The organism is Sphingosinicella terrae (genome assembly GCF_003347635.1).
Classification (GTDB): Bacteria; Pseudomonadota; Alphaproteobacteria; order Sphingomonadales; family Sphingomonadaceae; genus Allosphingosinicella; species Allosphingosinicella terrae.
In genome coordinates this window covers 29424-52277 of record NZ_QDFY01000001.1, presented here as the reverse complement: position 1 = coordinate 52277, position 22854 = coordinate 29424, and the positions used below count along the sequence as shown (strand labels likewise).

The following is a 22854-nucleotide window of genomic DNA, read 5'->3' as shown; positions in this document are numbered from 1 at the left end:
AGTATTGGTCCCCGAATTAAGACCGCCGCAGGCGCGCGCCCATCACGCCATCGCCGGCACGCCTTCCTTCTCAGCCTTGCGCGCCCGGAGCACCCAGCCGATCACCGCCGCCGCAAGCCCGATCCAGAAGATCGCCGCGAATGGTGCCCCGTCCCCGATGACGAACCGCGCCGCCAGCGTCACCGCCAGCGCCGCCGGCGCGCCCCAGACGATCCCTTCCCAGGCCGCCTTGAGCCGAGGCTCGTGCAGGCCCCGCCGTCGCCTCTTGCCGAGCCAGATATGGACGCCGGTCGCGCTCACCACGGTGACGGCGAGGCCCAGCAGGAAATAGGCGATCTTCACCGGCAGCCCGCCATAATTGCCGAAATGGAGATTGTAGTTGGACGCGGCGGCCTGCTGGCCGAGCGTGCCGTCGGCGATTCCCGCCGTGCCGCGAAAGCCGCCTTCGCGGTCGAAGGCATAATATTCGCCGAAGATCAGCCGCCGTGGGTGGCCGCCGACGAGCTGGACGTGCTGGCCGGCGGTGCCTGGATCGTGCAGCACGACATAGGTGACGTCGACCCCGGGAAGGCGCGCATCCATGAAGCGCAGCGCCGCCGCGACGTCCGGGATCGGCGCGCGCGCGGCATCGTGCTCGGGCTCATCGCCGAACACGGTGGCGTAGAGCACCTCGATGTCACCGCCATAATAGCGCGCGGCGACCGCATAGCCGCCGACGGTGGCGAGGCCGATCACCGCGCCGGTGAGCGCGATCGCCAGCGAGAAGGGCAAGGTCCAGACGCTCAGCCGGTTGTGCCAGTCGGCCAAAGCGATGCCCTCGCTGTGGCGCGTGCGCAGCTTGAAGGCGTCGCGGAAGATCCGCGGATGCGCGATCAGGCCGGTCACCGCCAGGGCGATCATCAGCATGCCGAGCGCGCCGACGATGGTGATGCCGACCAGCGCCGGCAGGTTCAGCGTGTAGTGCAGCGCGTAGAGGAATTCGGACCAATGGTTCTGCTCGGGGACGATCATGCGTCCCGCGGCGTCGAGATGCACCGCCTGCGTGTCGGTGGTGATCGTCGTTCGCGGCAGCTCGGGCACCGGCAGATGGACGTAGAGATGGGTCGTCGGCGGCTTGCCGCGCTCGCTGGCGAGCACCGCCTCGACGCCGCGCTGGACCGCGTCCGGATCGATGCTGGTCATCTCCGGCGCATCGATCTGCTCGAAACGCTGCCACTCCTCGTAGAAGACGAGGATCGTGCCGCTGAGGCAGACGAGGTAGAGCAGGGCTCCCGCCAGCAGGCCCATCGCCGCATGGGCGGAGAGACCGCGCTTCACCGTGTCGCTGCTCGGGACAAGCTTCATGTTCCCACTCCGGTCAGGAGGAAGAGAAAAGCCGGCGCAGAGCAGACCGCCAGGGTGACGATCTGGCTGCGCCGGCGCGCCTGCATCAGCAGGACCGAGGCCAGCACGGCCCAGGCGAGCGGCACCGTGAAGAAGGCGAGCGCGTTGCCATCGGCCTCCTGCCAGCCGAGCAGCCCGCCGACCCCGCGAACCGCTATTGCAAGTCCGATCGACACGACGAGCCCGCCGAGCACGACGACGAGGAAAGTGAGGACACGCCCGCCGATCCGCTTCGGCTCCCCCGCCTCGGGCAGCATCCCGGTCTTGCGGTCGGACGGCTTGGCCCGTCCCGCCGGCGATTTCGCGCCCGCGACCGCGAGCAGGACCAGCGCCGCGGCCATCGCGAACAAGGAGGCCAAGGCGACGCCCCAGGCGCCGTCGCCCTGCCAGGCGAGGATCGTCGCCGTCGCCAGCGCGCTCCAGCCCAGGCCGTTGAGCGCCCGCGACCGTCGCGGCCGCGCCCAGGCCAAGCGCAGCAGGGCCACGCCGGCGACCGCCAGGACGGCGCCGATCCATGTCATCGCCGCCGCGCCGCCCATCAGAAGCGGTAGCTCAACGTGCCGAAGACGTTGCGCTCGGCGCCGAGAAAGCAGTCTCCGCGGGCGAGGCAGGCGGAGAAATAGTCCTCCCCGAGCAGGTTGGTCGCGTTGAGCGCGAAGCTCCACTGCCGCCACGTGACCTCGGCAAAGGCGTCAACGAGCGTGTAGGAAGGCGTGACGATCCCGTCCGGGAAGGCCGGGCCGTAGGAGCGGCTGCTGCCCGAATGGCGGACGCCGCCGGCCAGCGTCAACGTCGCGTCGTTGCCCAGGTCGAAGGGCCGCGACAGCCAGAGCGAGGCATTGTGCTTGGGCACGTTCTCCAGTTGCCGGTCGGTGCCGCTCTCCTCGGCGTCGACATAGGAATAGTTGGCGATCAGCTGGAGGTCGCCCGCAAGGACGGTCCGCGCCTCGAACTCGAAGCCCTGCGACGTCAGCGACCCGATCTGCCGCTGGTCGAACGGATCCGGCGTGGTCGGATCGTCGACGGGCCGGTTGCTCTCGCGGATATGGTAGCCGGTCAGCGTCACCATGCTGGCATCGTTCGGCTGCAGCTTGAGCCCGAGCTCATATTGCCGGCCGGCCTTGGGCACGAACGGATTGCCGTCGCTGGCGGTCCCCGAGATCGGCTCGAAGCTCTCGGTGTAGCTGAAGAAGGGGAGCACGCCCGCCACCAGCTCGCCGATGATGCCGGCCCGGAAGGTGGTGGCGTTCCACGATTGCCCGGGGCCGCCGAAGGAGCGCGCGCTGACATGGTCGCGGCGCGCGCCGAGCACCACCGAGACCCGGTCCCACAGCCTGATCTGGTCCTGGACGTAGATGCCGATCTGGTCCTGCTCGACATCCTCGGAGGGCGCCGAAGGCTGGGGCAGGCCGCCGCCATAATCGGAAAGCGAACCATAATCCGGTGCGTAGATATCGAAATATTCGAAGGAGAAGCCGCCGACTTTTCGCACGCGGTTCCAGCTATAGTCGATTCCCGCCAGCAGGAGATGCTCGACAGCGGCGCCGGTGTCGAAGCTCAGCTGGACATTGTTGTCGGTCGAGAAGATCTCCATCCGCGCGACGCTGCCGTCCGAATAGAGGCCGATCGTCCTCTGCTCGGGATCGCGGAGCGGCACGCCCGTGACCGGGTCGAGCACCGGAAGACCGGTGACGGGATCGAGCAGGACATAAGGGTTGGCCGGATTCGAATAGCTGTCGGCATAGTGGGTGAAGTAGGTGAGGTCGCTGTCGATGTAGCGGGCCCGCAGGTTGATCCGGGCAAGGTCGCTGAAGCGATGCTCGAACAAGGCGGTGCCCTGCAGCAGCCTTCCGTCATAGCGATCCCATCCCGGCTTGCCGACGAACCGGTCGCTCGGCAGCCGCCCGTTGCGGTTGGGCAGGATGGTGCCGACCAGGGGCAGGAATTGCGACGTCGAGCCGCCGTCATCCTCCTGGTAGAGGCCGAGCAAGGTGAGCCGCGTTTCGGTGCCGGGCGCCCAGGTCAGCGACGGCGACAGCAGGATGCGGTCGTCCGGCACATAGTCGGTCTGGGTGCCGGAATCGCGCACCCGGGCAACGACGCGCCCGGCAAGGTCGCCGCCGATCGGGCCGGTGACGTCGGCGAGGGCCTCGAGCCGATCGAACGAGCCGTAGCGCAAGGCCACCTCGCCGCCCGCGGTGAATTCCGGCAGCTTCGAATTGAGATTGACGATGCCGCCGAGCGAGCCGGCGCCGAACAGCACGGATGACGGTCCGCGCAGCACCTGAACGCTGTTGAAATTGTAGGGGTCGGCGCGGATGCTCGCATAGTAGCTGAAGATGTCGCGCATGCCGTCGCGGAACTGCAGTGCGTTGATGCCGCGGATGAAGGCACCGTCGACGCGGCTGTCGGGGCCGTAGGGGTTGGACTGCACGCCCGATACATAGTTGAGGGTGTCGCCGATCGAGACTGCGCCCTGCGCCTCGAACAACGTGTCGGGAATGATCGTGACCGGCTGCGGCACTTCCGTCGCCGGCGTGTCGGTCTTGGTAGCGGCGCCGCTGGTGCGCATCTGCCCCGTGACGAGGATACGCTCGACATCGTCGGCCGCATGAACTTCGCCAGCGACATCCTCGGCGAAAGCCGGCGCGCAGGCCAGCGCAGCACCGGCGAGCAGCAAGAGTCTCACACGCTTCATCATTCCCCCTAAAGCGGCCCATCCGCTCTTCAACGGGGCTGTCACTAATGCGAAGCACTCGCATTAGCAATAGAGTCGCGCAGTAACTCTCACCGATATGGGCTCATCCTCGGATTGGGAGGATCATCCTGAGGACGGCGCCGCCCTCTGTCTCGTTCGCCGCTTCGAGGCGGCCGCCATGGGCGAGCGCGATCTGCCGGGCCAAGGTGAGGCCGATGCCCGACCCGCCCGCTTTGGTGGTGAAAAAGGGGACGAACGATTCCTCGAGGCGGTCCGGATCGAAGCCGGGGCCAGAGTCCCTTACCTGGAGGATCAGCTCCGAGCCGATCCGCCGGCAGGAAAGGGAGACCAGGGGCGCCGCCGCCGGGGCTGCCGCCTCGGCCCCGTTTCGCACGAGATTGAGGATCGCCTGGGACAGGAGTTCCGGGTCGCCCTGGAACGTGACGTCCGGCGGCTCGACGTCGCTTCGCAGGGAGACCCCCGCCCCGGCGAGATCTGCCTCCATCAGCGCCGTGATGTCGGCGACCAGCGCCGCCGCCCGGATCGGCCGGAGGCTCGGCTCCGGCAATTCCGCCACCTGCCGGTAGCGCTCGACGAAGTCGATCAGATGGCGGCTGCGGCGAGCGACCGATTCGACGGCGCGCACGACACGCGCCTCCGCCGTCTCCTGCCCGCGCATCAGGCTCGCGGCACTCTCCGATAGCGAGGCGATCGGAGTCAGCGAATTCATGATCTCGTGAGAGAGCACGCGGCTCATATCCTGCCAGGCGCGCAGCTGGACCGCGTCCAGCTCGCCGGCCACGGCCTGCAGGGAGACCAGCTTCTGCGCCGGCTCACCGGGGATGACGAGCTCGACGACCCAGACCAGCATCAGCCGGCCGTCGGCGAGCGTGAGGATTCGCCGGGCGCCGGCCGGCAAGGCGAGGATCTGGACCGCGAGGTCCGGACCGAGGGCCGCCATGTCGGTGAGCCTGCGCACCGGTTCTCCCGCGAGCCGACGGGCGGCCCGATTGGCGAAGGCGATCCGTCCATCCGGCGCCAGCGCGATCAGGGCGACGCTCACGGCATCGAGCAAGGCGGAGTCCCGATCGAGCTGCTGCAGCCGCTCCCGATGACGCGCGTCGGCGCCACCGCTCGAGGGCGGAGATCCCGACTGCAAGCGCGCGGTGTCCCACACCGTCAGCGCGAGGAGGCCGCCCAGCACCGCCGCCGTCGCATAATATTCGGTGCCCGCCAGCACCTCGACGATGAGAAAGGCAAGGCCGCCGGCAAGGAGGGTCCGCAGGCCGAACGATCGGGCGACGGTGCGCCTTCGGTCCCTAGAGGCCATGCCGGGCCATGCGCCGGTAGAGGGCAGGCCTGCTGAGACCCAGGCCGGCGGCGGCCCGGGCGATGTTCCCGCCGCTGCGGGCGAGCGCTCCTTCGATCGCGTCCCGCTCGACCTCGTCCAGCTTCCTGCTCTGCCGGGCAGCCAACGTCGCCTCGCTCGCCGACCGGACCGCGGCCACCAGGTCGCCATTGCGCCACGGCTTGAGCATGAAATCGTGCGCGCCCCGCTTCAGCGCCGCCACCGCCAGCGACACCCCGCCGAAGGCCGTCATCAGGACGACGGCCAGGCAAGGGTCCTGCGCCTTCAGGCGGGAGAGCGCGTCGATGCCCTCCTGGCCGGATCGCGCGCCGGCGACGAAGTTCATGTCCAGCAGGACGCATCCGAAGCGGCCGGGCACCAGCAGCGCCTCCGCCTCCTCTGGACAGGCGACGGCCTCGGCCCGCTCGACATAGGGTTCGAGCGCGAGCTGGGCCGCCTGGCGCACGTCGTCATCGTCTTCGACGATCAGGAGGGGCGGAAGCATGTTCATCGGCCGAGCTTAATCCGATCGCGCCGACGCTCGCAATCCGTCCGGATCCGGACACAAGGGAAGCCCGGACGCCGCACCCATCACCCTAACCTACGAGGATAACGCATTTTTTCGTTGGCGATAACTGCGCTAACATGGCCCACACGCCAACGCCGCCGCGCCGGCTCGTCGGCGGCGACGAGCGGGCCGCGCGAAGGGAAAGGGGCCGTCACCGTGCGAGCTCTTGTCAGTCCGGCCGACGCATCCGCATGCCGGAAGATGCAAGCTGCCTGGGGGAAGAACCGATGCTCCGCAATCTGTGGGTGACCGCCTTCCGGTCGCTGACGGGCAGCCCCTTCCACAGCGCGCTCAACATCCTCGGCCTCGCCCTCGGCTTCGCCGCCGCCGTCCTGCTGTCGCTCTACGTTCACGACGAGCTGACATGGGACCATGTCTTCCCTGCCGACGTCTACCGCATCTCCTCCTCGATCACGATGCCCGGCGGCGTCGCCGTCCGGTTCGACGGGACCGACTATGTGATGGCGGAGGGTCTGAAGCGGGAACTGCCCCAGATCGAGACCGTCGCGCGGATGATGCCGCAGGACTGGACGCTCGATCATCGACAGGTCGAAGCCAACGAGACGATCTACTGGGCGGACCCGACCCTGTTCACCGTCCTGCCCGTGACCGCCGTCGCCGGAGATCCGACCACGGCCCTCGATGCGCCCGATTCGCTCGTGCTCACCCGCAGCATGGCGCGCCGCTTCTTCGGCAGCGATGCCCCGCTGGGGCAGACGCTCCGGCTCAACCGGCGGCACCTGATGCGGGTGACGGCGGTCATCGAGGACCTGCCCGGCCAAACCCATCTTGCCGGCCGCCTCTTCGGCTCCGGCAGGACCCCCTTCTCCAACCTCGCGGAGATGGATGCGCGCCCGCCCGGCTTTCACTTCGACGGCACGACCTACACCTATTTCCGGCTGAAGCCTGGGGCTTCGATCGAGGCCGTAAGAGCCGCCTTGCCCGACCTGGTGGTCCGGCACCTCCTTATCCCTCCGGACAATCCGTTCGGCGTCGCGGCGACGCTCACCGTCCTGCCCATCCGCGACATCCATTTCGCGCCGGCGGGGGTCAATGCGATGAAGGCGCCGGGGGACCGGGCCACGGTCTGGGCCGCGGCGATCGTCGCGCTCCTGATCCTCGTCGGCGCCTGCGTCAATTTCGTCAACCTGACCACCGCCCGCGTGTCGCGCCGCGCCAAGGAAGTCGGGGTGCGCAAGGCGGTCGGCGCGAGCCGCTCGCTGCTGGTCGCGCAGTTCCTCGCCGAGTCGCTGCTCCAGGTTGCGGCGGCGATGGGGCTGGCGCTTTCCGCCGTCGAGCTGCTGCTGCCCGTTTTCAACGGCTTCCTCGAGCGGGAGATGCGCTTCGAATATTGGCGGCCGGAATCGGCTGGCGCCGTGCTGCTCGCCACGGTCGCGGTGACCCTGCTCGCCGGCGCGTACCCGGCCCTTTTGCTCTCGGGGCTGCGCCCCGCCACAGCGCTTCGCGGCGGCCCGGCACATCTCGACCGGGGCCGCCTGCGCCGGGCACTGGTTCTGGTCCAGTTCGCGATCCTCACCGGCCTGGTGATCTCGACGGTGGTGATCTGGCGCCAGACGAAGTTCGCGGCCGACGCCGCCTCCCGTCTCGCCGGCCAGAACATGCTGCTCGTCTCAGCACCCTGCACGGACGCGATCCGGAACGGCCTTGCCCGCCTGCCCGGAGTCGGCACCCTGGTCTGCTCGCAGCCGACGATGATCGGCGCGGAACGGGTCGTGGAGATGATGGAAATTTCGCCGGCCGAGATCCACTCGTTCGAGACGCTCTCGGTCGATTTCGGATTCCTCCAGGCTTATGGGCTCGATCCCCTCGCCGGTCGCCTGTTCGATCGCAGCCAGGGCGGCGACATCGTCCATCCGCCTGTCGGGGCTCCGCAGGAGATACGCATCGTCGTCAACCGAACAGCGGTTCGCGAGCTCGGCCTTGCCGATGCCCGGGACGCGATCGGCGTCCGCCTCCAATCCTCCTTCTTCCGCGGGCAGCGCGCCTTCACAATCATCGGGGTCGTGCCGGATTTTCCGACCGGGTCGGTACGCGTACCTGTCGCCGCGACCGTCTATTTCGTCGATCCGTCCCGCTTCGCCATGATCAGCGCCCGCGTCGCACCCGGCCAGCTGGCAAGCGCGTCAGCCGGCTTGCGCGACCTTTGGATCGCCACGCAGCAGCCGGGACTTCCCGACATCCTCCCGCTCCAGGTCTATGCCGAGGGCCTGTATCGCGACATTCGGCGCGAAGGCATCCTCTTCGCCAGTGCCGCCGGCATCGCCTTGGCCATTGCCTGCCTCGGGCTGTTCGGCATGGCCGCCTTCATCGCCGAGCAGCGAACCAAGGAGATCGGCATCCGCAAGGCGCTCGGCGCGACCACCCGCCAGGTGACGCTCCTGCTGCTCTGGCAATTTTCGCGGCCGGTGCTCTGGGCCAATTTCATCGCCTGGCCGATCGTCTGGTGGCTGATGCGCCGCTGGCTCGACGGATTTGCCGCCCATGCGCCGCTGCATCCCGCGCTGTTCCTCGCCGGCGGCGCCTTCACGCTGGCGGTCACCCTCCTCACCGTCGCCGGGCACGCGATCCTGGTCGCGCGCAAGCCCCCGGTCGCGGCGCTCCGCCACGAATGACCGTGTCGCGGAGCGCGACTGGCGCCCCCCTGCCCCGCCTCCTATATCGCGAGCGTGACCAGCAGCCTCTACAATCGCGACATTCTCCGGCTTGCCGCGACGATTCCCCATCTCGCGCGGCTGGAGGCGCCGCAGGCGAGCGCGACGCGCCGCTCGCCGGTCTGCGGCAGTACGGTCACCATCGATGTCATGCTCGGCCCGGATGGCCGCGTCGCGGCGCTCGGGCAGGAGGTGAAGGCCTGCGCCCTCGGCCAGGCTTCGGCTTCGCTGATGGGTGCGCAGGCGGTCGGCCGCACGCCGGAGGAGCTGGCGCGGGCGCGCGACGCCCTCGCCGATTTCCTGGCCGGGCGCCGGGACGATCCGGGAAGCTGGCCAGGCCTCATTGTCTTCAGGGAGGCGCGACGGGTCACCGCTCGCCACAAGTCGATCCTGCTCGCCTTCGAAGCGGTCGCCGAGGCGGCCCAGGCGGCGGCCACGCCGTCGCCAGCCGCCGCAAGCGCAAACGGCACGGCGCGCTGATCACTCCTGCGCGGAGGCCTCCGGCACCGCGTCGACATTGACCACGGCGCCGCTGCGCGGCGGCCGGACGAAGGGCTCGGGCTGCGGCGTCGGGATATTTCCGCGGAGCAGCCAGCGGCCGGCACGCAGGCCGCCGGCGAGTTCGAGCTCGAACCTCTCCTCGTCGCGCCGCCGGGTGTCCTCGACGGCGTCGTCCGCCTGCTCCGGATCGAAGCCGAGGCCGAGCAGCACCTCGCGGCTGAACGCCAGCGCCGATTCGAACGTCTCGCGAATCTGGAAATCGACTCCGGCCTGGACCAGCCGGAGCGAATGGCCGCGATCGAAGGCGCGGACATAGAGCTTGGCCTGCGGGAATTCCGACCGGCACAGCTCGACGATGCGGTCCGCCGATTCCGGCTTGTCGACGCAGACCAGGATCGCCTCGGCCTTGCCGGCGCCGGAGGCGCGCAGCACGTCGAGCCGGGTGCCGTCGCCGTAATAGACCTTGAAGCCGAAATCCGCCGCCGCCTCGATCATCTCGACGTCGGTCTCGATCAGCGACAGCTCGACGCAGCGGGCGAGCAGCGACTGGCTCGCCACCTGGGCGAAGCGGCCGAAGCCGACGAACAGCACCTGGCCGCGAAGGCCGTCGGCAGCATCGACGCGGCCCGGGTCCGGCCCCTCCTCGCGGATCAGCCGTTCGGCAAGGGGGAGCAGCAGCGGCGTCACCGCCATCGACAGGATGACGATCGCCGTCAGCAGCGCCGACGTTTCCGGCGTGAGCAGGCCGCCCGCCAGCGCCGCCGCGTAGAGGACGAAAGCGAACTCTCCGCCCTGGGCGAACAGGGCGGAACGACGGATCGTCTCCTGGCGGCCGGTGCCGGCGAGCCGTGCGACGATGAAGATTCCGGCCGACTTGATCGCCATCGCGACGACGACGCCGGCCACCACCGCCGGCCACTGGCGGACGACGAGCGAGAGGTCGAGCGACATGCCGACGCTCATGAAGAACAGGCCGAGCAGGATTCCGCGAAAGGGCTCGATGTCGGCCTCGAGCTGGTGGCGGAAGACGGATTCGGAGAGCAGGACGCCGGCCAGGAAGGCGCCCATCGCCATCGACAGCCCGCCCCATTGCATGAACCAGGCGGTGCCGAGCACGACGAGCAGGGCGGCGGCGGTCATCGCCTCGCGCGTTCCCGTCCGCGCCAGCAGGCCGAAGATCGGGTTGAGCAGCCAGCGGCCGGCAGCGACGACGAGGAAGATCGAGCCAAGGGCGATCGTCACCGCGAGCCAGACCGGCCGAGCGCCCTCCTCGACGGGGCCGTAATGGGAGCCGAGCAGCGCCACCAGAGCGAGCAGCGGCACGATCGATAGGTCCTCGAACAGCAGGATCGCGACCGCCCGCTGCCCCTCCTCGGTCGCCGCGAGCCCCCGCTCCTCGATCATCCGCATGATCACCGCGGTCGAGGACAGGACGAATCCCATCGCGCCGATGAAGGCGATGATCGGCGCGTAGCCGGCGGCGATCCCGGCCAGGGTCAGCAGCAGGCCGCACGTCGCGACCTGCGCCGTCCCCAGCCCGAAGATCTCGCGCTTCATCGACAGCAGCCGGCGCGGCCGCATCTCGAGTCCGATCAGGAACAGGAACATGACGACGCCGAGTTCCGCGACGTGGAGCAGGACCTGCGGATCGTCGACGACGCGCAGGACCGAGGGCCCGATCACCAGGCCGGCGGCAAGGTAGCCGAGCACCGACCCGAGCCGGAACCGCGCGAACAGCGGCAGCGCCACCACCCCTGCCCCAAGCAGGATCACCGGCAGCCCGAGGTCCAGCCCATGAACTTCCGCCATTTGACCCTCCGCCCGCAATACCCGCGCCCTTCGTGGATAAAGCGGATTTTCGCAAGCGAAGGGAGGTGGGAGCCGGGCTCGCGGGCATCGTTCGCGTCGCGAGCCCTCCGGCAGGAAGGGTTGAGTCCGCGGACTTGCCACCGTCTCTCGACCCATTTCGGCGGAGCGAGCACCAGGCCTTGCCTCGGCTGCCGTAGGTGGCCGGCAGACGATCGACCCACTTGAGGCGAACTGAGCCTGCGCCCTTGCGGCTCGGTTACCGAGACCGACGGAAAGCGGACGCTGCGGTCGATGCCCGTCAGCCGACGATCCATTGCGGAAATCGAAGATTGTGTTCCCCGGCTTCAGCTGCCAATCTCATATTGCCGGAAATAGAGCAGCAGGTCGGTAGCTCCTGCACCCGCAAAGCGGGTTCTTCCCAGCCTCGGCGTCGAACCGAAAAACTTCGGGGAGGCGCATGGGCTTGGCTTCCGCGCCTCCTCGTCAACAACGAGGACGATCGATGATCGGATTACAATTGGCGGCCCTCATCGCCGCTACCCTTTTCGCGGGAGCGGCCACTTACATCAGCATCGTCGAGCATCCCGCCCGGCTCGGGCTCGGCGACGGGCCGCTTCTGGCGCAGTGGCAACCCAGCTATAAACGGGCGCTCCCGATCCAGTCCGGCTTGGCCGTCCTTGGTGGAGCGTCGGGTCTCCTTGCTTGGTATTTCTCACCCGATTGGAAGTGGCTCGCGGGCAGCGTGTCGCTCCTTGCGAATTGGCCGTTCACGCTGATCGTCATCATGCCTGTGAACAAACGACTGATGGCAATGCAGCAAGGCGACGCGGGTCCCGAAAGCCGCGAGATTCTGATTCGGTGGGGCAAGCTCCACAATGTCCGGAGCGGCCTCGGTTTGCTGGCGATGCTTTTCTTCGCATGGGCGGTAGCAACGGGCACCTGATGCCCTCATTCCAGCCATCGCGTACGAAGACCCTGTCGGGCGGGAACACGCCTGAGGGTCGTATGCGGACAGGCTACTTACGACCGATTGTGTTGAAAAAGTCCCGAGGCCGGTCGGCCGCCGGGACCGTCTTCAAATTCGTAGCAGTTCCTTCTCCAGTTCACGTGCTACCCCGCGCAAACGCAGCCACTAGGGCCTTTTGTGGAGGATTCTTGCGCCGCCGCAGCCGCAAAATCGGCACGGAGCCGCCACCGGACATTTCAACAGAATCGACCCAAAGCGGACATTAGCCGCCGGGCCGACGGCGGTGCTCTCGTAGAGCGGTGATTGCTCTTGTGCTCGAACGGTTCAGCGATCAGCATGCGCCGTGTCGAGAATGAGGAGCACGCGATGGAGCTCGGTCGGCGCAAGCTAATCCTCGGTGCATCAGCTGCCGGTCTTGCAACCGTGCTTGCGGGCGGTGCTGCGAAGGGGCTGGTTACTCGAGAAGCGTCAGACGATCTTTATCGGGTCGACGATTCCGCCACGATAATGGCCGCCGCGCGGGAGATCATCCGAGAGGATTATATCGGCGTCCTGGTCACTGTAGACGAGCATGGCATGCCACGGGCGCGTCCGGTGGGAGTTGCTGCCCCGCTCGAAGATTGGAGCCTCTGGATTTCCACTCGCCGTGGGAGCCGCAAGACCCGGCAGATCGCCGCTAATCCCAAGGCGACGTTACACTTCGGCTCTGATGACACACCCAACAATCACGAGAATGCTTATTACGCCAGCTTCATGGGCTTAGCGTCGGTTCACACCGACGCAGAGAGCATCGCTGCCCGCGGGCCGAGTGAGAGGTATCGGGCGTTATGGCCAGATTACCCCCACGATCTTGCGCTGATCCGCCTAAAGCCGCAGCGGTTGGAAGTCATGGGCAAGGGGATCTTGCCCACCGAGGACATCTGGCAGCCGCAAGGCGTCATTATCCCCTGAGCGGAGAGCATTGCGGCGGGAGTGTCCGTTTTTCCATCCTTAACTGCCGTCGTCGCGATCATGCATCGGCTCGATGCCGCCGGAAACGGCTGCCTCACCACGGGAATCTCCTTCTGAGGTCGAAGGCAAGCTCGAGGCGCGCCCGCACATTCCAACACCCCTTTCACAAGGACTATACTTTTCGCGTCCGGCTGGGGCAAAAGGCGCGCCATGCCAAGGTACGATTTCGCCCCGACGCGCCGACGGCGCTCGCCGCTGCCCATCCTTCTGGCCGTCCTTCTCGTCCTGCTGGTCGGCTTCATCATCTATCTGTCGACCGTCGACACGGAGGTTCCGACGGAGCGGATCGAGCAGGATGTCACGAATGAAGTCCTGGCCTAAAAGGGCCCTCCTCCTGGTCTGCGCGGCCTCGGCGGCGCTCGCGATCCCGGCCTTGAGCCAGGAGAGCGAGGCGCCCGAATCGCTGCTGCCGCCAGGCTTCGGCGATCCCGAGGACCTGCCGCCGCCGGTCGAGAATCAGGGCTCGGTCCCGTCGCCTTCGCCGAGCCGCCCCACCGGGCAGGTTGTGCCGTCGCCGGCGCAGCAGATCGCCGAGAGCGAGGCGGATGAGGAAGATCTCGAGAACCTCGATCCGCTCTCCCGGCCGCGGCCGACCAACTTCTTCTCGGTGCCGGAAGGGGAGGCTCGCCCGGTCGACCGAGTCGGCTTACTCGGACCCGAGAGCCGCGGCGTCGCCGCCGACGCCTTCGGCCGCTCGAACGGGCCGTTCCTCGCCACCCTGATGGGCCGGCTCGACGCGCCGTTGCCGTCGCGATGGACATCGATCCTGCTGCGCCGCGCCTTGATGTCGCGGCTCGACTCGCCGTCGGCGATGCAGCCGGTCGACTGGGTCGCCGCCCGCGCCGACCTGCTGCTGCGCATGGGAGAGGCCGACGCGGCGCGCATGCTGGTCCAGGCCGTCGACCAGGAGAATTACACGCCGCGGATGATCGAGGCCGCCGCGCGCGCCGCGCTGGCCACGGCCGATCCGGCCGGCCTGTGCCCGCTGATCGGTCCCGCCGGCTCGTCGGAGACGGTATGGAAGCTGGCCGACGCCATGTGCGCGGCGCTGGAGGGCGAGCCCACCCGCGCCTCCGCGCTGATGGACGAAGCGCGCCGCCGCGGAAATGTGAGCGGCATCGACTATCAGCTTGCCGAGAAGGTGATCGGTGCCGGCGCCGAGGCGCGCCGCGCCGCTTCGCTCGAATGGGAGCCGGTCGGCGGCCTGACGCCGTGGCGGATCGGGCTGGCGAGCGCCACCGGCACGGCCATCCCCGACCGCCTGATCGCCGGCGCCTCGCCCGCGATGCAGGCCTGGTTCGCCCGCGCGCCGATGGTCCCGGTCGAGCAGCGCCTCGCCGCCGCCTCGACCGCGGCCGCGCTCGGCGTCTTCTCCACCGCCTCGCTGGTCGAGGCCCACAGCCTCATCCTCGATCAGACCGATCCGGCCGAAGCCGGCGGCACGATCGGCGCCCGGCTGCGAACGGCCTGGACCCATGGCGATCCGGGCGAGCGGCTCGAGGCGATGCGCAGCCTGTGGCGGGAAGCGGAGGCGCCGCGCGATCGTTACGCCCGGCTGATCCTGACCGCCGGCGCCGCCACCCGAATCCCGGCCTCCGCCGATCATGCCGGCGATGCCGCCGATCTGATCGCGTCGATGCTGGCGGCGGGCCATGATCGCGCCGCCGCCCGCTGGAGCGGCGTGGTACAGGAATCGGGCGACCTCCGCGCCTGGGCGCTGCTCGCTTTGGGAGCCCCGGGCGTGGCCGATCTCTCGGCGGCGCAGGTCGAAGCCTATGTTGAGGCCGACGACAGCCCGGGGCGCCAGCGCTCGCAGCTGCTGATCGCCGGCCTGGCCGGGCTGGGGCGGCTCGATGCGGGGGACGCCGCGAGGCTCGCCGCCGGGGCCGGCTTCAGGCTCGACGCCGGCGGCACCTGGAGCGGCGCGATCGACGAGGCGGCCGCCGCGCGCGCGCCGGCGACGGTGGCGCTGCTCGCCGCGGTCGGCATGCAGACCGCCGAATGGCGCGGCGTGCCCGCGGCCAACCTGTTCCGGATCGTCCGGGCGCTCGGCGCCGTCGGGCTCGACTATGAAGCGCGGATGATCGCGGCCGAGGCGGTCGCACGTCTGTGACCGCGGCCGGGGACCGCCGGCTGATCGCCGCTTTCCTCGAGATGATGGCCGCGGAAGCCGGCGCGGCGCGCAACACCCTGCTCGCCTATGAACGCGATCTCGATGGCGCCTCCATGCTGCTCGAGGGCCGGCTCGGCGAGGCTTCGCCCGAGGATCTCCACAGGCTCGCCGAGGCCTGGCTGCCGCTGAAGCGCGCGACCGTCGCCCGCAAGGCGGCGGCGCTCAGGCGCTTCTTCGGCTTCCTCCAGGACGAGGGTCTTCGCGGCGATGATCCGTCGGCGGCGCTTCCCCGGCCCGGCAGCGACCGGCCGCTGCCGAAAATCCTCGATCATGCGGCCGTGGACGCGCTGTTCCGCGAGATCGAGCGCCGCAAGGCCGAGGGCGGGACGGCGGCGCTTCGGCTGTCGGCACTGGTCGAACTCCTTTATGGGTCCGGGCTTCGAGCGACGGAACTGTGCTCGCTCCCGCGCAACGCGGTCTCGCCGGACCGGCCGTTCCTGATCCTTCGCGGCAAGGGCGGCCGCGAGCGACTGGTGCCGATCTCCGACCGGGCGCGCGCGGCCGTGGCCGAATGGGCGGCGCACGTCCCGCGGGACTCGCCCCATCTCTTTCCGTCGGGCAAGAAGCATCTCAGCCGCGTCCGCCTCTACCAGCTTATCAAGGCTCTGGCCGCCGATGCCGGCATCCCGCCGGAGCGGATCAGCCCGCATGTGCTGCGACACGCTTTCGCCACGCACCTGCTCGAAGGCGGCGCCGATCTGCGCGCGGTCCAGCTGCTGCTCGGCCATGCCGACATCGCGACGACGCAGATCTACACCCATGTCGATTCCCGCCGGCTGATCGAGCTGGTGAACAGTCGCCATCCCCTTGCCGACGCCGGACCGACGGGCGCTCGCCGCGCGGGCCGGGCGGCTGGGCGCGTTGACGCGCGGCGGAACCCGGCCTAACCGCCGCGCCCATGCCCACCTTTCTCGATTTCGAAAAGCCGATCGCCGAACTCGAGGCGAAGGTCGCCGAGCTGCGCGAGACCGCGTCGGCCGGCGAGATCAACATCGAGGCCGAGATCGAGCGGCTCGAGGAACGGGCGCAGCGGATGCTGCGCGACACCTATGCCAAGCTGACCCCGTGGCAGAAGACCCAGGTCGCGCGCCATCCCGAGCGCCCCCATTTCAAGGATTATCTCGCCGCTCTGGTGACCGATTTCGTGCCGCTGGCGGGAGACCGCAAATTCGGCGAGGACCAGGCGATCGTCGGCGGCCTCGGCCGCCTCGCCGGCCGCAAGGTCGTGCTGATCGGCCATGAGAAAGGCGACGACACCACCAGCCGCCTCAAGCACAATTTCGGCATGGCCCGTCCCGAAGGCTATCGCAAGGCGATCCGGCTGATGGCGCTGGCCGATCGCTTCGGCCTGCCGGTGGTCACCCTGGTCGACACGCCCGGCGCCTTTCCGGGCGTCCAGGCCGAGGAGCGCGGGCAGGCCGAGGCGATCGCCCGCGCCACCGAGCAATGCCTCGCCCTCGGCGTGCCGCTGGTGGCCGCGATCGTCGGCGAGGGCGGGTCCGGCGGCGCCATCGCGATCGCCGCCGCCAATCGCGTGCTGATGCTCGAGCACAGCGTCTATTCCGTCATCTCGCCCGAAGGCTGCGCCTCGATCCTGTGGCGCACCGCCGAGAAGGCCGCCGACGCGGCCGAGGCGATGAAGATCACCGCCACCGACCTCGAGCAGCTCGGCCTGGTCGAGCGCGTCGTTCCCGAGCCGGTCGGCGGCGCCCACCGCGACCCGCAAGCCGCGATCGCCAATCTCGGCGCCGCGATCGGCGAGGCTCTGGACGCGCTCGAGCCGCTGTCGCGCGAAGAGGTCCGGGCGAAGCGCCGCGAGAAGTTCCTGGCCGTCGGCTGAGCCTTATCGACAACCAGCGTCGGAGCCCGGCAGCCGGAGGCGAAGCTCGCCCGCATGGATCCGTCGCCAGCCGGACCCGTCACAGGGGCCGCCCGCCCACCGCCGAGACATTGATCGTCACACTGCATCGAAGAGGAAAATCGAATGTCCAGTCCGCTTCCCTCCCGCGCCGACCATGTCGGCAGCTTCCTGCGCCCCAAGGCGCTGCTGGAAGCGCGTGACCAATATCGCGCCGGGAAGATCGATGCGCCGGCGTTGCGCGCCGCCGAGGATCAGGCGATCCGCGAGGTCGTCGCGATGCAGGAATGGCTGGGCCTCAAGGCGATCACCGACGGCGAGTTCCGGCGGACCTTCTTCCACACCGATTTTCTCCTCCAGCTCGACGGCATCGAGGAGCAGGGCGGGATGCAGGTCTCGTTCCGCCAGCATGGCGGCCAGAGCCTCGATTACGCGCCGCCGCGCATGGTGGTCACGGGCAAGGTGCGGCATTCCAAGCCGATCCAGCGCGCCGATTTCGCCTACCTGGCGAGCGTGACGTCGGAGACGCCGAAGGTCACGATCCCGTCGCCGACCATGCTGCATTTCCGCGCCGGTCGAGAGGGGATCAGCGAAACCGTCTATCCGGACATGGCGGAGTTCTTCGCCGACGTCGCCGCCGCCTACCGGGCCGAGGTCAACGACCTCGCCGACGCCGGCTGTCGCTACCTCCAGCTCGACGACACCAACCTCGCTTACCTCTGCGACGACCAGCAGCGCGAGAATGCCCGCAAGCGCGGTCTCGATCCGGACGAGCTTCCCCGTCATTATGCCGGGATGATCAACGCCGCGCTCGCCGGCGCGCCGGACGACATGGTCAAGGCCGTCCACCTCTGCCGCGGCAATTTCCGGTCGAGCTGGGCCGCCGAGGGCGGCTACGAGCCGGTCGCGGAGGTCATGTTCAACGAATTGAACGTCGACGCCTTCTTCCTCGAATATGACGATGCGCGCTCGGGCGACTTCGCGCCGCTGCGCTTCCTTCCCAAGGGCAAATTGGTGGTGCTCGGGCTCGTCACCACCAAGCTCGGCGATCTGGAGACGAAGGACGAGATCAGGCGGCGCATCGAGGCGGCTGCCGAATATGCGCCGCTCGACCAGCTCGCCTTGTCGCCGCAATGCGGCTTCTCCTCGACGGTCCACGGCAACGACATCGAAGTCGCGCAGCAGGCGGACAAGATGCGGCTCGTCATCGAGGTGGCCGAGGAGGTCTGGGGAGGCTAGCGGCGCCGAATGGGCCCGGCCTCTCCCGAAACGGATGCGCTCATGCCGGTCGAGCCGCCAAGCCCCTGCACCGGAATATGCCGGATCGACTCCGGCACCGGCTGGTGCCGGGGATGCGGACGGACGATCGAGGAGATCGGGCGCTGGCCGGCGGCGACCTCGCTCGAGAAGGCGTCCCTGCTGGAGGTGCTGCCGGACCGGATGGCGAGGATGAGGCCCGGCCGGTCCGCGGAGGACTGATTCCCGTCGGGGACGGGATCAGCCTCGCCCCAGCAAGTGATCGACCAGCTGCGCCAGGGTACGGAAGCCGGCCAGCGTCATCGGCCCCTTCTCCGCCGCCACCGCGCTCGGCACCAGCGCCCGGGCGAAGCCGAGCTTGGCGGATTCCTTGAGCCGCAGCGGCCCGTGCGCGACCGGCCGCAGCTCGCCGGACAACGCGACCTCGCCGAAGGCGACGGTCTCGGCCGGGACCGGCCGCTCCGCCATCGCCGAGACCAGAGCGGCCGCGACGGCGAGGTCGGCGGCGGGATCGGTGATGCGATAGCCGCCGGCGACGTTGAGATAGACTTCGGCGGTCGAGAAGCTGAGCCCGCAGCGCGCCTCGAGTACGGCGAGGATCATCGCCAGCCGGCCGCTGTCCCAGCCGACCACCGCCCGCCTGGGCGTCGCGCCGCTCGCCAGCCGCACGGTCAGCGCCTGGATCTCGACCAGCACCGGCCGCGTCCCCTCCAGCGCCGGGAAGACGACCGCGCCCGGCACCGCCTCGCCGCGATGGGTGAGGAAGAGGGCGGAAGGATTGCCGACCTCGGACAGGCCGTCATCGGCCATGGCGAAGACGCCGATCTCGTCGGTGCCGCCGAAGCGGTTCTTGATCGCGCGCAGGATGCGATATTGGTGGCTGCGCTCGCCCTCGAAGCTGAGCACGGTGTCGACCATATGCTCGAGCACCCGCGGCCCGGCGATCGCGCCGTCCTTGGTGACGTGGCCGACCAGCACCAGGGCGGCGCCGCTCTCCTTGGCGAAGCGGATCAGCTCGTGCGCCGAGGCGCGGACCTGGCTCACCGTGCCCGGCGCCCCCTCGATCAGGTCCGAATACATGGTCTGGATCGAATCGATCACGACCAGCGCCGGCGGTGCCGATTCGGCCAAGGTGGTGAGGATGTCGCGCACCGACGTCGCCGCCGCCAGCCGGAGCGGCGCCGCCTCGATGCCGAGGCGGCGCGCGCGCAGGCGGACCTGATCGGCCGCCTCCTCGCCCGAAATGTAGGCGACCGCGCGGCCCTGCCCGGCGATCCGCGCCGCCGCCTGGAGCAGCAGGGTTGACTTGCCGATGCCGGGATCGCCGCCGATCAGGGTCGCCGACCCGGCGACGAGACCGCCGCCGAGCGCGCGGTCGAGCTCGGCGATGCCGGTGCCGATCCGAGCCGGCAGCGCCGTCTCGGCATCGAGGCCGACCAGTTCGATCCGGCGGCCGCCGCCGCGCAGATCGTGCTTGGCCGAGAAAGGCGTGACCACGCCAGCCTCGTCCTCGACCAGGCTGTTCCACTCGCCGCAATCGGCGCACTGGCCGGTCCAGCGGCCGCTCACCGATCCGCACAGCTGGCAGACATAGCGTTTCTTCGGCTTGGCCATTCTATCCCTTCGCAAGCAACCCGTTGATCATCGCGCCGAAGGTGACGAGCACGCCAGCGGCGAGAAAGACGAACAAGATCCAGCTCGCCAACAGGACATTTCCTCGTCGCCAGAGCGATGCCGTCTCATGCCGGCTCCCGGGCCAGCGGCCGGCGCGCAGGGCCTGAGCGAGCTCGGCTACCCGGAGCGGATGCGGTTCGAACCAGACCGGACTTCGCTTCACGTGCCACGGCGGTAGCGGCGGCCCGATGGCTTCCATCCCGAAATGCACGCCCGCATCGAGCCCCTCCCAGTCCATGACGAATTGAGAGTCCAGCTGCTCCAAGAGGTCAATTCCGTCATCTCCATAGATGCCGAGATCCTCCCACAGGCGCGCTTCGGGCGTGATCTGCTCCGGCGGGCACCCGGAAATCTCTCGGACGGCCTGCTTGACCCGTTCGAGCACTTCCATCTCGTCGAGATCGCAGGCCGACACCTTCATGACCGCACGCTACCGGAACCAAGCGGGAACATCCAGCGGGATTCTCCCCATGGAACGCCCGGCACCCGCGCCGCATTATGCCTGGTGAACAACAGCGAGGAGGCCGATTTGTACGTCCAGGTCAACACCGACAACCAGATCGTCAGCGATGCCGACGCCAATGAGCGCCTGGAGCAGCGGATCCGCCAGAAGCTGCGCCGCTTCGAGAAGCGGCTGACCCATGTCGAGCTCCATGTCTCGGACGTCAACGGCAGCAAGGGCGGCACGGACAAGAGGGTGAGCCTGGAAGTGCGGCCGACTGGCCACGAGCCGATCGCGGTCCATGCCGATGCCCAGCGGATCGAGGATGCGGTGACGGTCGCGGCCGACAAGGCGCTGCGGGCGCTCGAGCATTCGGTGGGGCGCCTCGACGACGCCAAGCGGCACTGAGGGCAAGAGGCGCCCGCGGCGTCCCGAGCTTGCGCCGCCGCGCCCGCCGTTCCACATCGCCGGCACCATGATCCGCGTTGCCAGCTACAATATGCGCAAGGCGATCGGCACCGACAGGCGCCGTCGCCCGGAGCGGACGATCGACGTCCTCAACGAACTCCGGGCGGACGTCATCGCCCTCCAGGAAGCGGATCGCCGGTTCGGCGCCCGCGCCAGCGCTCTGCCCTTCCACCTGCTCGAGGAGCATAGCGACTATGTGCCGGTGCCGTTCGAGGCGCGGGCCGGCAGCATCGGCTGGCACGGCAATGCCCTGCTCGTACGTAAGGGGGTCGAGGTGCTCGAGCGACACCTCTTCCATCTCCCGTCGCTGGAGCCGCGCGGCGCCGTGCTCGCCGACATCCGCGTCGGCGACGAGTCGCTGAGGGTCGTCGGCATGCATCTCGACCTGTCGGGACTATGGCGGCGGCGCCAGGCGCATGCGATCCTGGCGCATCTCGCCGAGCGCCAGGGCGACCCGCCGAGCGTGCTGATGGGCGACCTCAACGAATGGAGCAGCCGCGGCGGCTGCCTTCGCGATTTCGGCGCGCATCACCTGTTCGCACCGTGCGGCCGCAGTTTCCATGCGCGGCGGCCGATCGCCCAGCTCGACCGCATCATGGTCACCCCCGATCTCGAGATACTGGACAGCGGCGCCCATGACAGCGCGACGGCGCGGCGCGCCTCCGATCATCTGCCGGTCTGGGCCGAATTGCGCCGGACCGACGAGGTTCAGCCGCTGCCGCCCTCATTGTCCTCGCGCGCGGCGGGCTCGGGCTGGGCGGCGAGGCTGCGATCGTCGATATCGAGCCAGTCGCGGAAGGGAAGGCGATAGACCATGTCCATCACCTCATATTCGATGCCGTTGGGCCGCGAGGCCGAGCTGTTCCACAGCGCCACGACGCCGGCCCTGCGGACGGGATCGAACATCACCAGCGACCGGTAGCCGCGCACCCCGCCATGATGGCCGACCACCCGGTGGCCGGCATAGTCGAACATCCGCCAGCCGAGCCCGTAGGCCGCGGCCGTCGTGCGCTCCCGATACTTGCGCCGGCGGGCATTCTCGCCGGGCGTATTGGCGCGCGGATTCTGGACCGCCCGCAGCACCGGTACCGGCAGCACGTCGGTGGCGCCGCCCATCTGCGCCAGCATCCATATGGCAAGGTCGCCGATCGATCCGTTGACCCCGCCGGCGGCCGGAACGCGATAATAGGAATCGGTGACCTCGACCGGCTGGGAATTCCTGCCGCCGGGATGCGGCCGCGCCCAGCTGCGCGCGCCCATCAGCCCCTCGCGGGTGGCGCTGGCCGTGTACATGCCGAGCGGCGCGAACAGCCGTTCGCGCACCGCCTCGGGATAGGTCTTGCCGGACACCTGCTCGACGATCTCGGAGGCGGCGTCATAGGCGACATTCTGATAGGCGTGGCAGCTGCCCGGCGGGCAGATCGGCTGCAATGTCGCCATCGAGGCGCGCAGCATCCGGGCGTCCTCGCCCTCCTCCAGCTTGGGATCGTGGGCATGGGCGAACAGGCCGAGCCGGTGCGAAAGCAGGTCGGACACGGTCGCGCGCTGCTCGTTGCCGGCAGGCAGGCGCAGGGACGGGGCGTGGCGGGCCACCGGCTCGAACAGCGACAGCTTGTTCTCATGGGCGAGCAAGGCGACCATGTCGGCGGCGACGCCCTTGGACAGGGAAGCCCAGCGGAAGACGGTCTCGGTGGTCACCGCCTCGCCGCTGCCGGCGACGGTCTCGCCATAGCCGCGGGCGAAGCGGATCTCGCCATTCTCGACGACGGCGACGGCGAGCCCCACCATCGCCGGATCCTCCATCAGCGCCTGGAGACGGGCGTCGAGCCGATCGTAATCCACCGATGAGGGGCTGCTCGCACGGGCCTGGCCGACGACGAGGCTGAGGCCGCGGGGCCCGGGGCCGGCCGCGGCGGCGCCGGACGGCTCCGCCGGCCGCGTGAGCAGGACGGCGCCGGCCCAGAGCAAGCCGACCAGGCTCGCCGCGATCAGCAGTCCGACGAGAAAGCGCTTCATATACACTGG

21 protein-coding genes are annotated in these 22854 nt (G+C 69.2%); 12 read left to right on the top strand and 9 right to left on the bottom strand.

From position 1 onward, the window contains the following. Positions 1–42 precede the first annotated feature (42 nt). From DDE10_RS00240 to DDE10_RS00220, 5 genes are all read right to left on the bottom strand, one after another. Entirely contained in the window at positions 43–1344 is a 1302-nt protein-coding gene (locus DDE10_RS00240) for a PepSY-associated TM helix domain-containing protein (protein ID WP_114950731.1), read from the bottom strand. Next, a complete protein-coding gene (locus tag DDE10_RS00235; RefSeq protein ID WP_162806164.1) occupies positions 1341–1904 on the bottom strand; it encodes a hypothetical protein in 564 nt (187 codons plus the stop codon). The genes DDE10_RS00240 and DDE10_RS00235 overlap by 4 nt, the downstream gene beginning before the upstream one ends. Before the next feature lie 17 nt (positions 1905–1921). Next, positions 1922–4081 carry a TonB-dependent siderophore receptor gene (locus DDE10_RS00230; RefSeq protein ID WP_114951647.1) on the bottom strand — a complete coding sequence of 720 codons (2160 nt, stop codon included), beginning with the start codon at positions 4079–4081 and terminating at the stop codon, positions 1922–1924. A gap of 103 nt (positions 4082–4184) precedes the next feature. Continuing rightward, positions 4185–5411 carry a sensor histidine kinase gene (locus tag DDE10_RS00225; RefSeq protein ID WP_114950729.1) on the bottom strand — a complete coding sequence of 409 codons (1227 nt, stop codon included), beginning with the start codon at positions 5409–5411 and terminating at the stop codon, positions 4185–4187. Next, positions 5401–5940: a response regulator gene (locus DDE10_RS00220; protein ID WP_114950728.1), complete on the bottom strand. Its 540-nt coding sequence runs from the start codon at positions 5938–5940 to the stop codon at positions 5401–5403. Before DDE10_RS00220 ends, DDE10_RS00225 begins: the two co-directional genes overlap by 11 nt. A gap of 284 nt (positions 5941–6224) precedes the next feature. Here DDE10_RS00220 and DDE10_RS00215 point away from each other — a divergent pair, with 284 nt between their 5' ends. Further along, positions 6225–8630 (top strand): ABC transporter permease, encoded by a 2406-nt coding sequence (locus tag DDE10_RS00215; protein WP_162806162.1) that lies wholly within the window; start codon positions 6225–6227, stop codon positions 8628–8630. Positions 8631–8684: 54 nt separating this feature from the next. Continuing rightward, positions 8685–9149: an iron-sulfur cluster assembly scaffold protein gene (locus tag DDE10_RS00210; protein ID WP_114950726.1), complete on the top strand. Its 465-nt coding sequence runs from the start codon at positions 8685–8687 to the stop codon at positions 9147–9149. On the opposite strand, the gene DDE10_RS00205 is transcribed toward DDE10_RS00210, so the two are convergent. Beyond that, entirely contained in the window at positions 9150–10979 is a 1830-nt protein-coding gene (locus tag DDE10_RS00205) for a monovalent cation:proton antiporter-2 (CPA2) family protein (protein ID WP_114950725.1), read from the bottom strand. 502 nt (positions 10980–11481) lie between these two features. Here DDE10_RS00205 and DDE10_RS00200 point away from each other — a divergent pair. The 8 genes from DDE10_RS00200 to DDE10_RS00170 all read left to right on the top strand — a co-directional run bounded on the left by DDE10_RS00200 (position 11482) and on the right by DDE10_RS00170 (position 18467). Then, positions 11482–11922, top strand: a complete 441-nt coding sequence (locus tag DDE10_RS00200; protein WP_114950724.1) for an anthrone oxygenase family protein — start codon at positions 11482–11484, stop codon at positions 11920–11922. Between the two features lie 390 nt (positions 11923–12312). After that, a complete protein-coding gene (locus DDE10_RS00195) occupies positions 12313–12897 on the top strand; it encodes a pyridoxamine 5'-phosphate oxidase family protein (RefSeq protein WP_162806160.1) in 585 nt (194 codons plus the stop codon). Between the two features lie 210 nt (positions 12898–13107). Then, the gene (locus tag DDE10_RS23670) at positions 13108–13278 is read left to right on the top strand and encodes a hypothetical protein (protein WP_284734340.1); all 171 of its coding nucleotides are present in this window, start codon (positions 13108–13110) and stop codon (positions 13276–13278) included. Further along, entirely contained in the window at positions 13262–15070 is a 1809-nt protein-coding gene (locus tag DDE10_RS00190) for a hypothetical protein (RefSeq protein ID WP_114950722.1), read from the top strand. The genes DDE10_RS23670 and DDE10_RS00190 overlap by 17 nt, the downstream gene beginning before the upstream one ends. 41 nt (positions 15071–15111) lie before the next feature. Then, the gene (locus DDE10_RS00185; protein WP_114951646.1) at positions 15112–16017 is read left to right on the top strand and encodes a tyrosine-type recombinase/integrase; all 906 of its coding nucleotides are present in this window, start codon (positions 15112–15114) and stop codon (positions 16015–16017) included. Between the two features lie 11 nt (positions 16018–16028). Further along, complete coding sequence (locus DDE10_RS00180) at positions 16029–16970, top strand: acetyl-CoA carboxylase carboxyltransferase subunit alpha (RefSeq protein WP_114950721.1); 942 nt, start codon at positions 16029–16031, stop codon at positions 16968–16970. Between the two features lie 144 nt (positions 16971–17114). Continuing rightward, positions 17115–18227: a 5-methyltetrahydropteroyltriglutamate--homocysteine S-methyltransferase gene (locus tag DDE10_RS00175; RefSeq protein ID WP_114950720.1), complete on the top strand. Its 1113-nt coding sequence runs from the start codon at positions 17115–17117 to the stop codon at positions 18225–18227. A gap of 42 nt (positions 18228–18269) precedes the next feature. Then, entirely contained in the window at positions 18270–18467 is a 198-nt protein-coding gene (locus DDE10_RS00170) for a DUF1289 domain-containing protein (protein ID WP_114951645.1), read from the top strand. An 18-nt stretch (positions 18468–18485) separates the two neighbouring features. On the opposite strand, the gene radA is transcribed toward DDE10_RS00170, so the two are convergent. After that, positions 18486–19859, bottom strand: coding sequence for a DNA repair protein RadA (gene radA, locus DDE10_RS00165; protein ID WP_114950719.1), 1374 nt, complete (start codon positions 19857–19859; stop codon positions 18486–18488). Between the two features lies 1 nt (position 19860). Continuing rightward, a complete protein-coding gene (locus tag DDE10_RS00160; protein ID WP_114951644.1) occupies positions 19861–20340 on the bottom strand; it encodes a DUF1493 family protein in 480 nt (159 codons plus the stop codon). An 84-nt stretch (positions 20341–20424) separates the two neighbouring features. Here DDE10_RS00160 and DDE10_RS23260 point away from each other — a divergent pair, with 84 nt between their 5' ends. Both DDE10_RS23260 and DDE10_RS00150 read left to right on the top strand, forming a co-directional pair. Beyond that, on the top strand, positions 20425–20769 hold the full coding sequence (locus DDE10_RS23260) for an HPF/RaiA family ribosome-associated protein (RefSeq protein ID WP_162806158.1): 345 nt from the start codon (positions 20425–20427) through the stop codon (positions 20767–20769). Positions 20770–20836: 67 nt separating this feature from the next. Next, positions 20837–21640, top strand: coding sequence for an endonuclease/exonuclease/phosphatase family protein (locus tag DDE10_RS00150; protein ID WP_114950717.1), 804 nt, complete (start codon positions 20837–20839; stop codon positions 21638–21640). Here DDE10_RS00150 and DDE10_RS00145 read toward each other — a convergent pair. After that, positions 21538–22845, bottom strand: coding sequence for a serine hydrolase domain-containing protein (locus tag DDE10_RS00145; RefSeq protein ID WP_162806156.1), 1308 nt, complete (start codon positions 22843–22845; stop codon positions 21538–21540). The genes DDE10_RS00150 and DDE10_RS00145 overlap by 103 nt on opposite strands. Positions 22846–22854 lie beyond the last annotated feature (9 nt).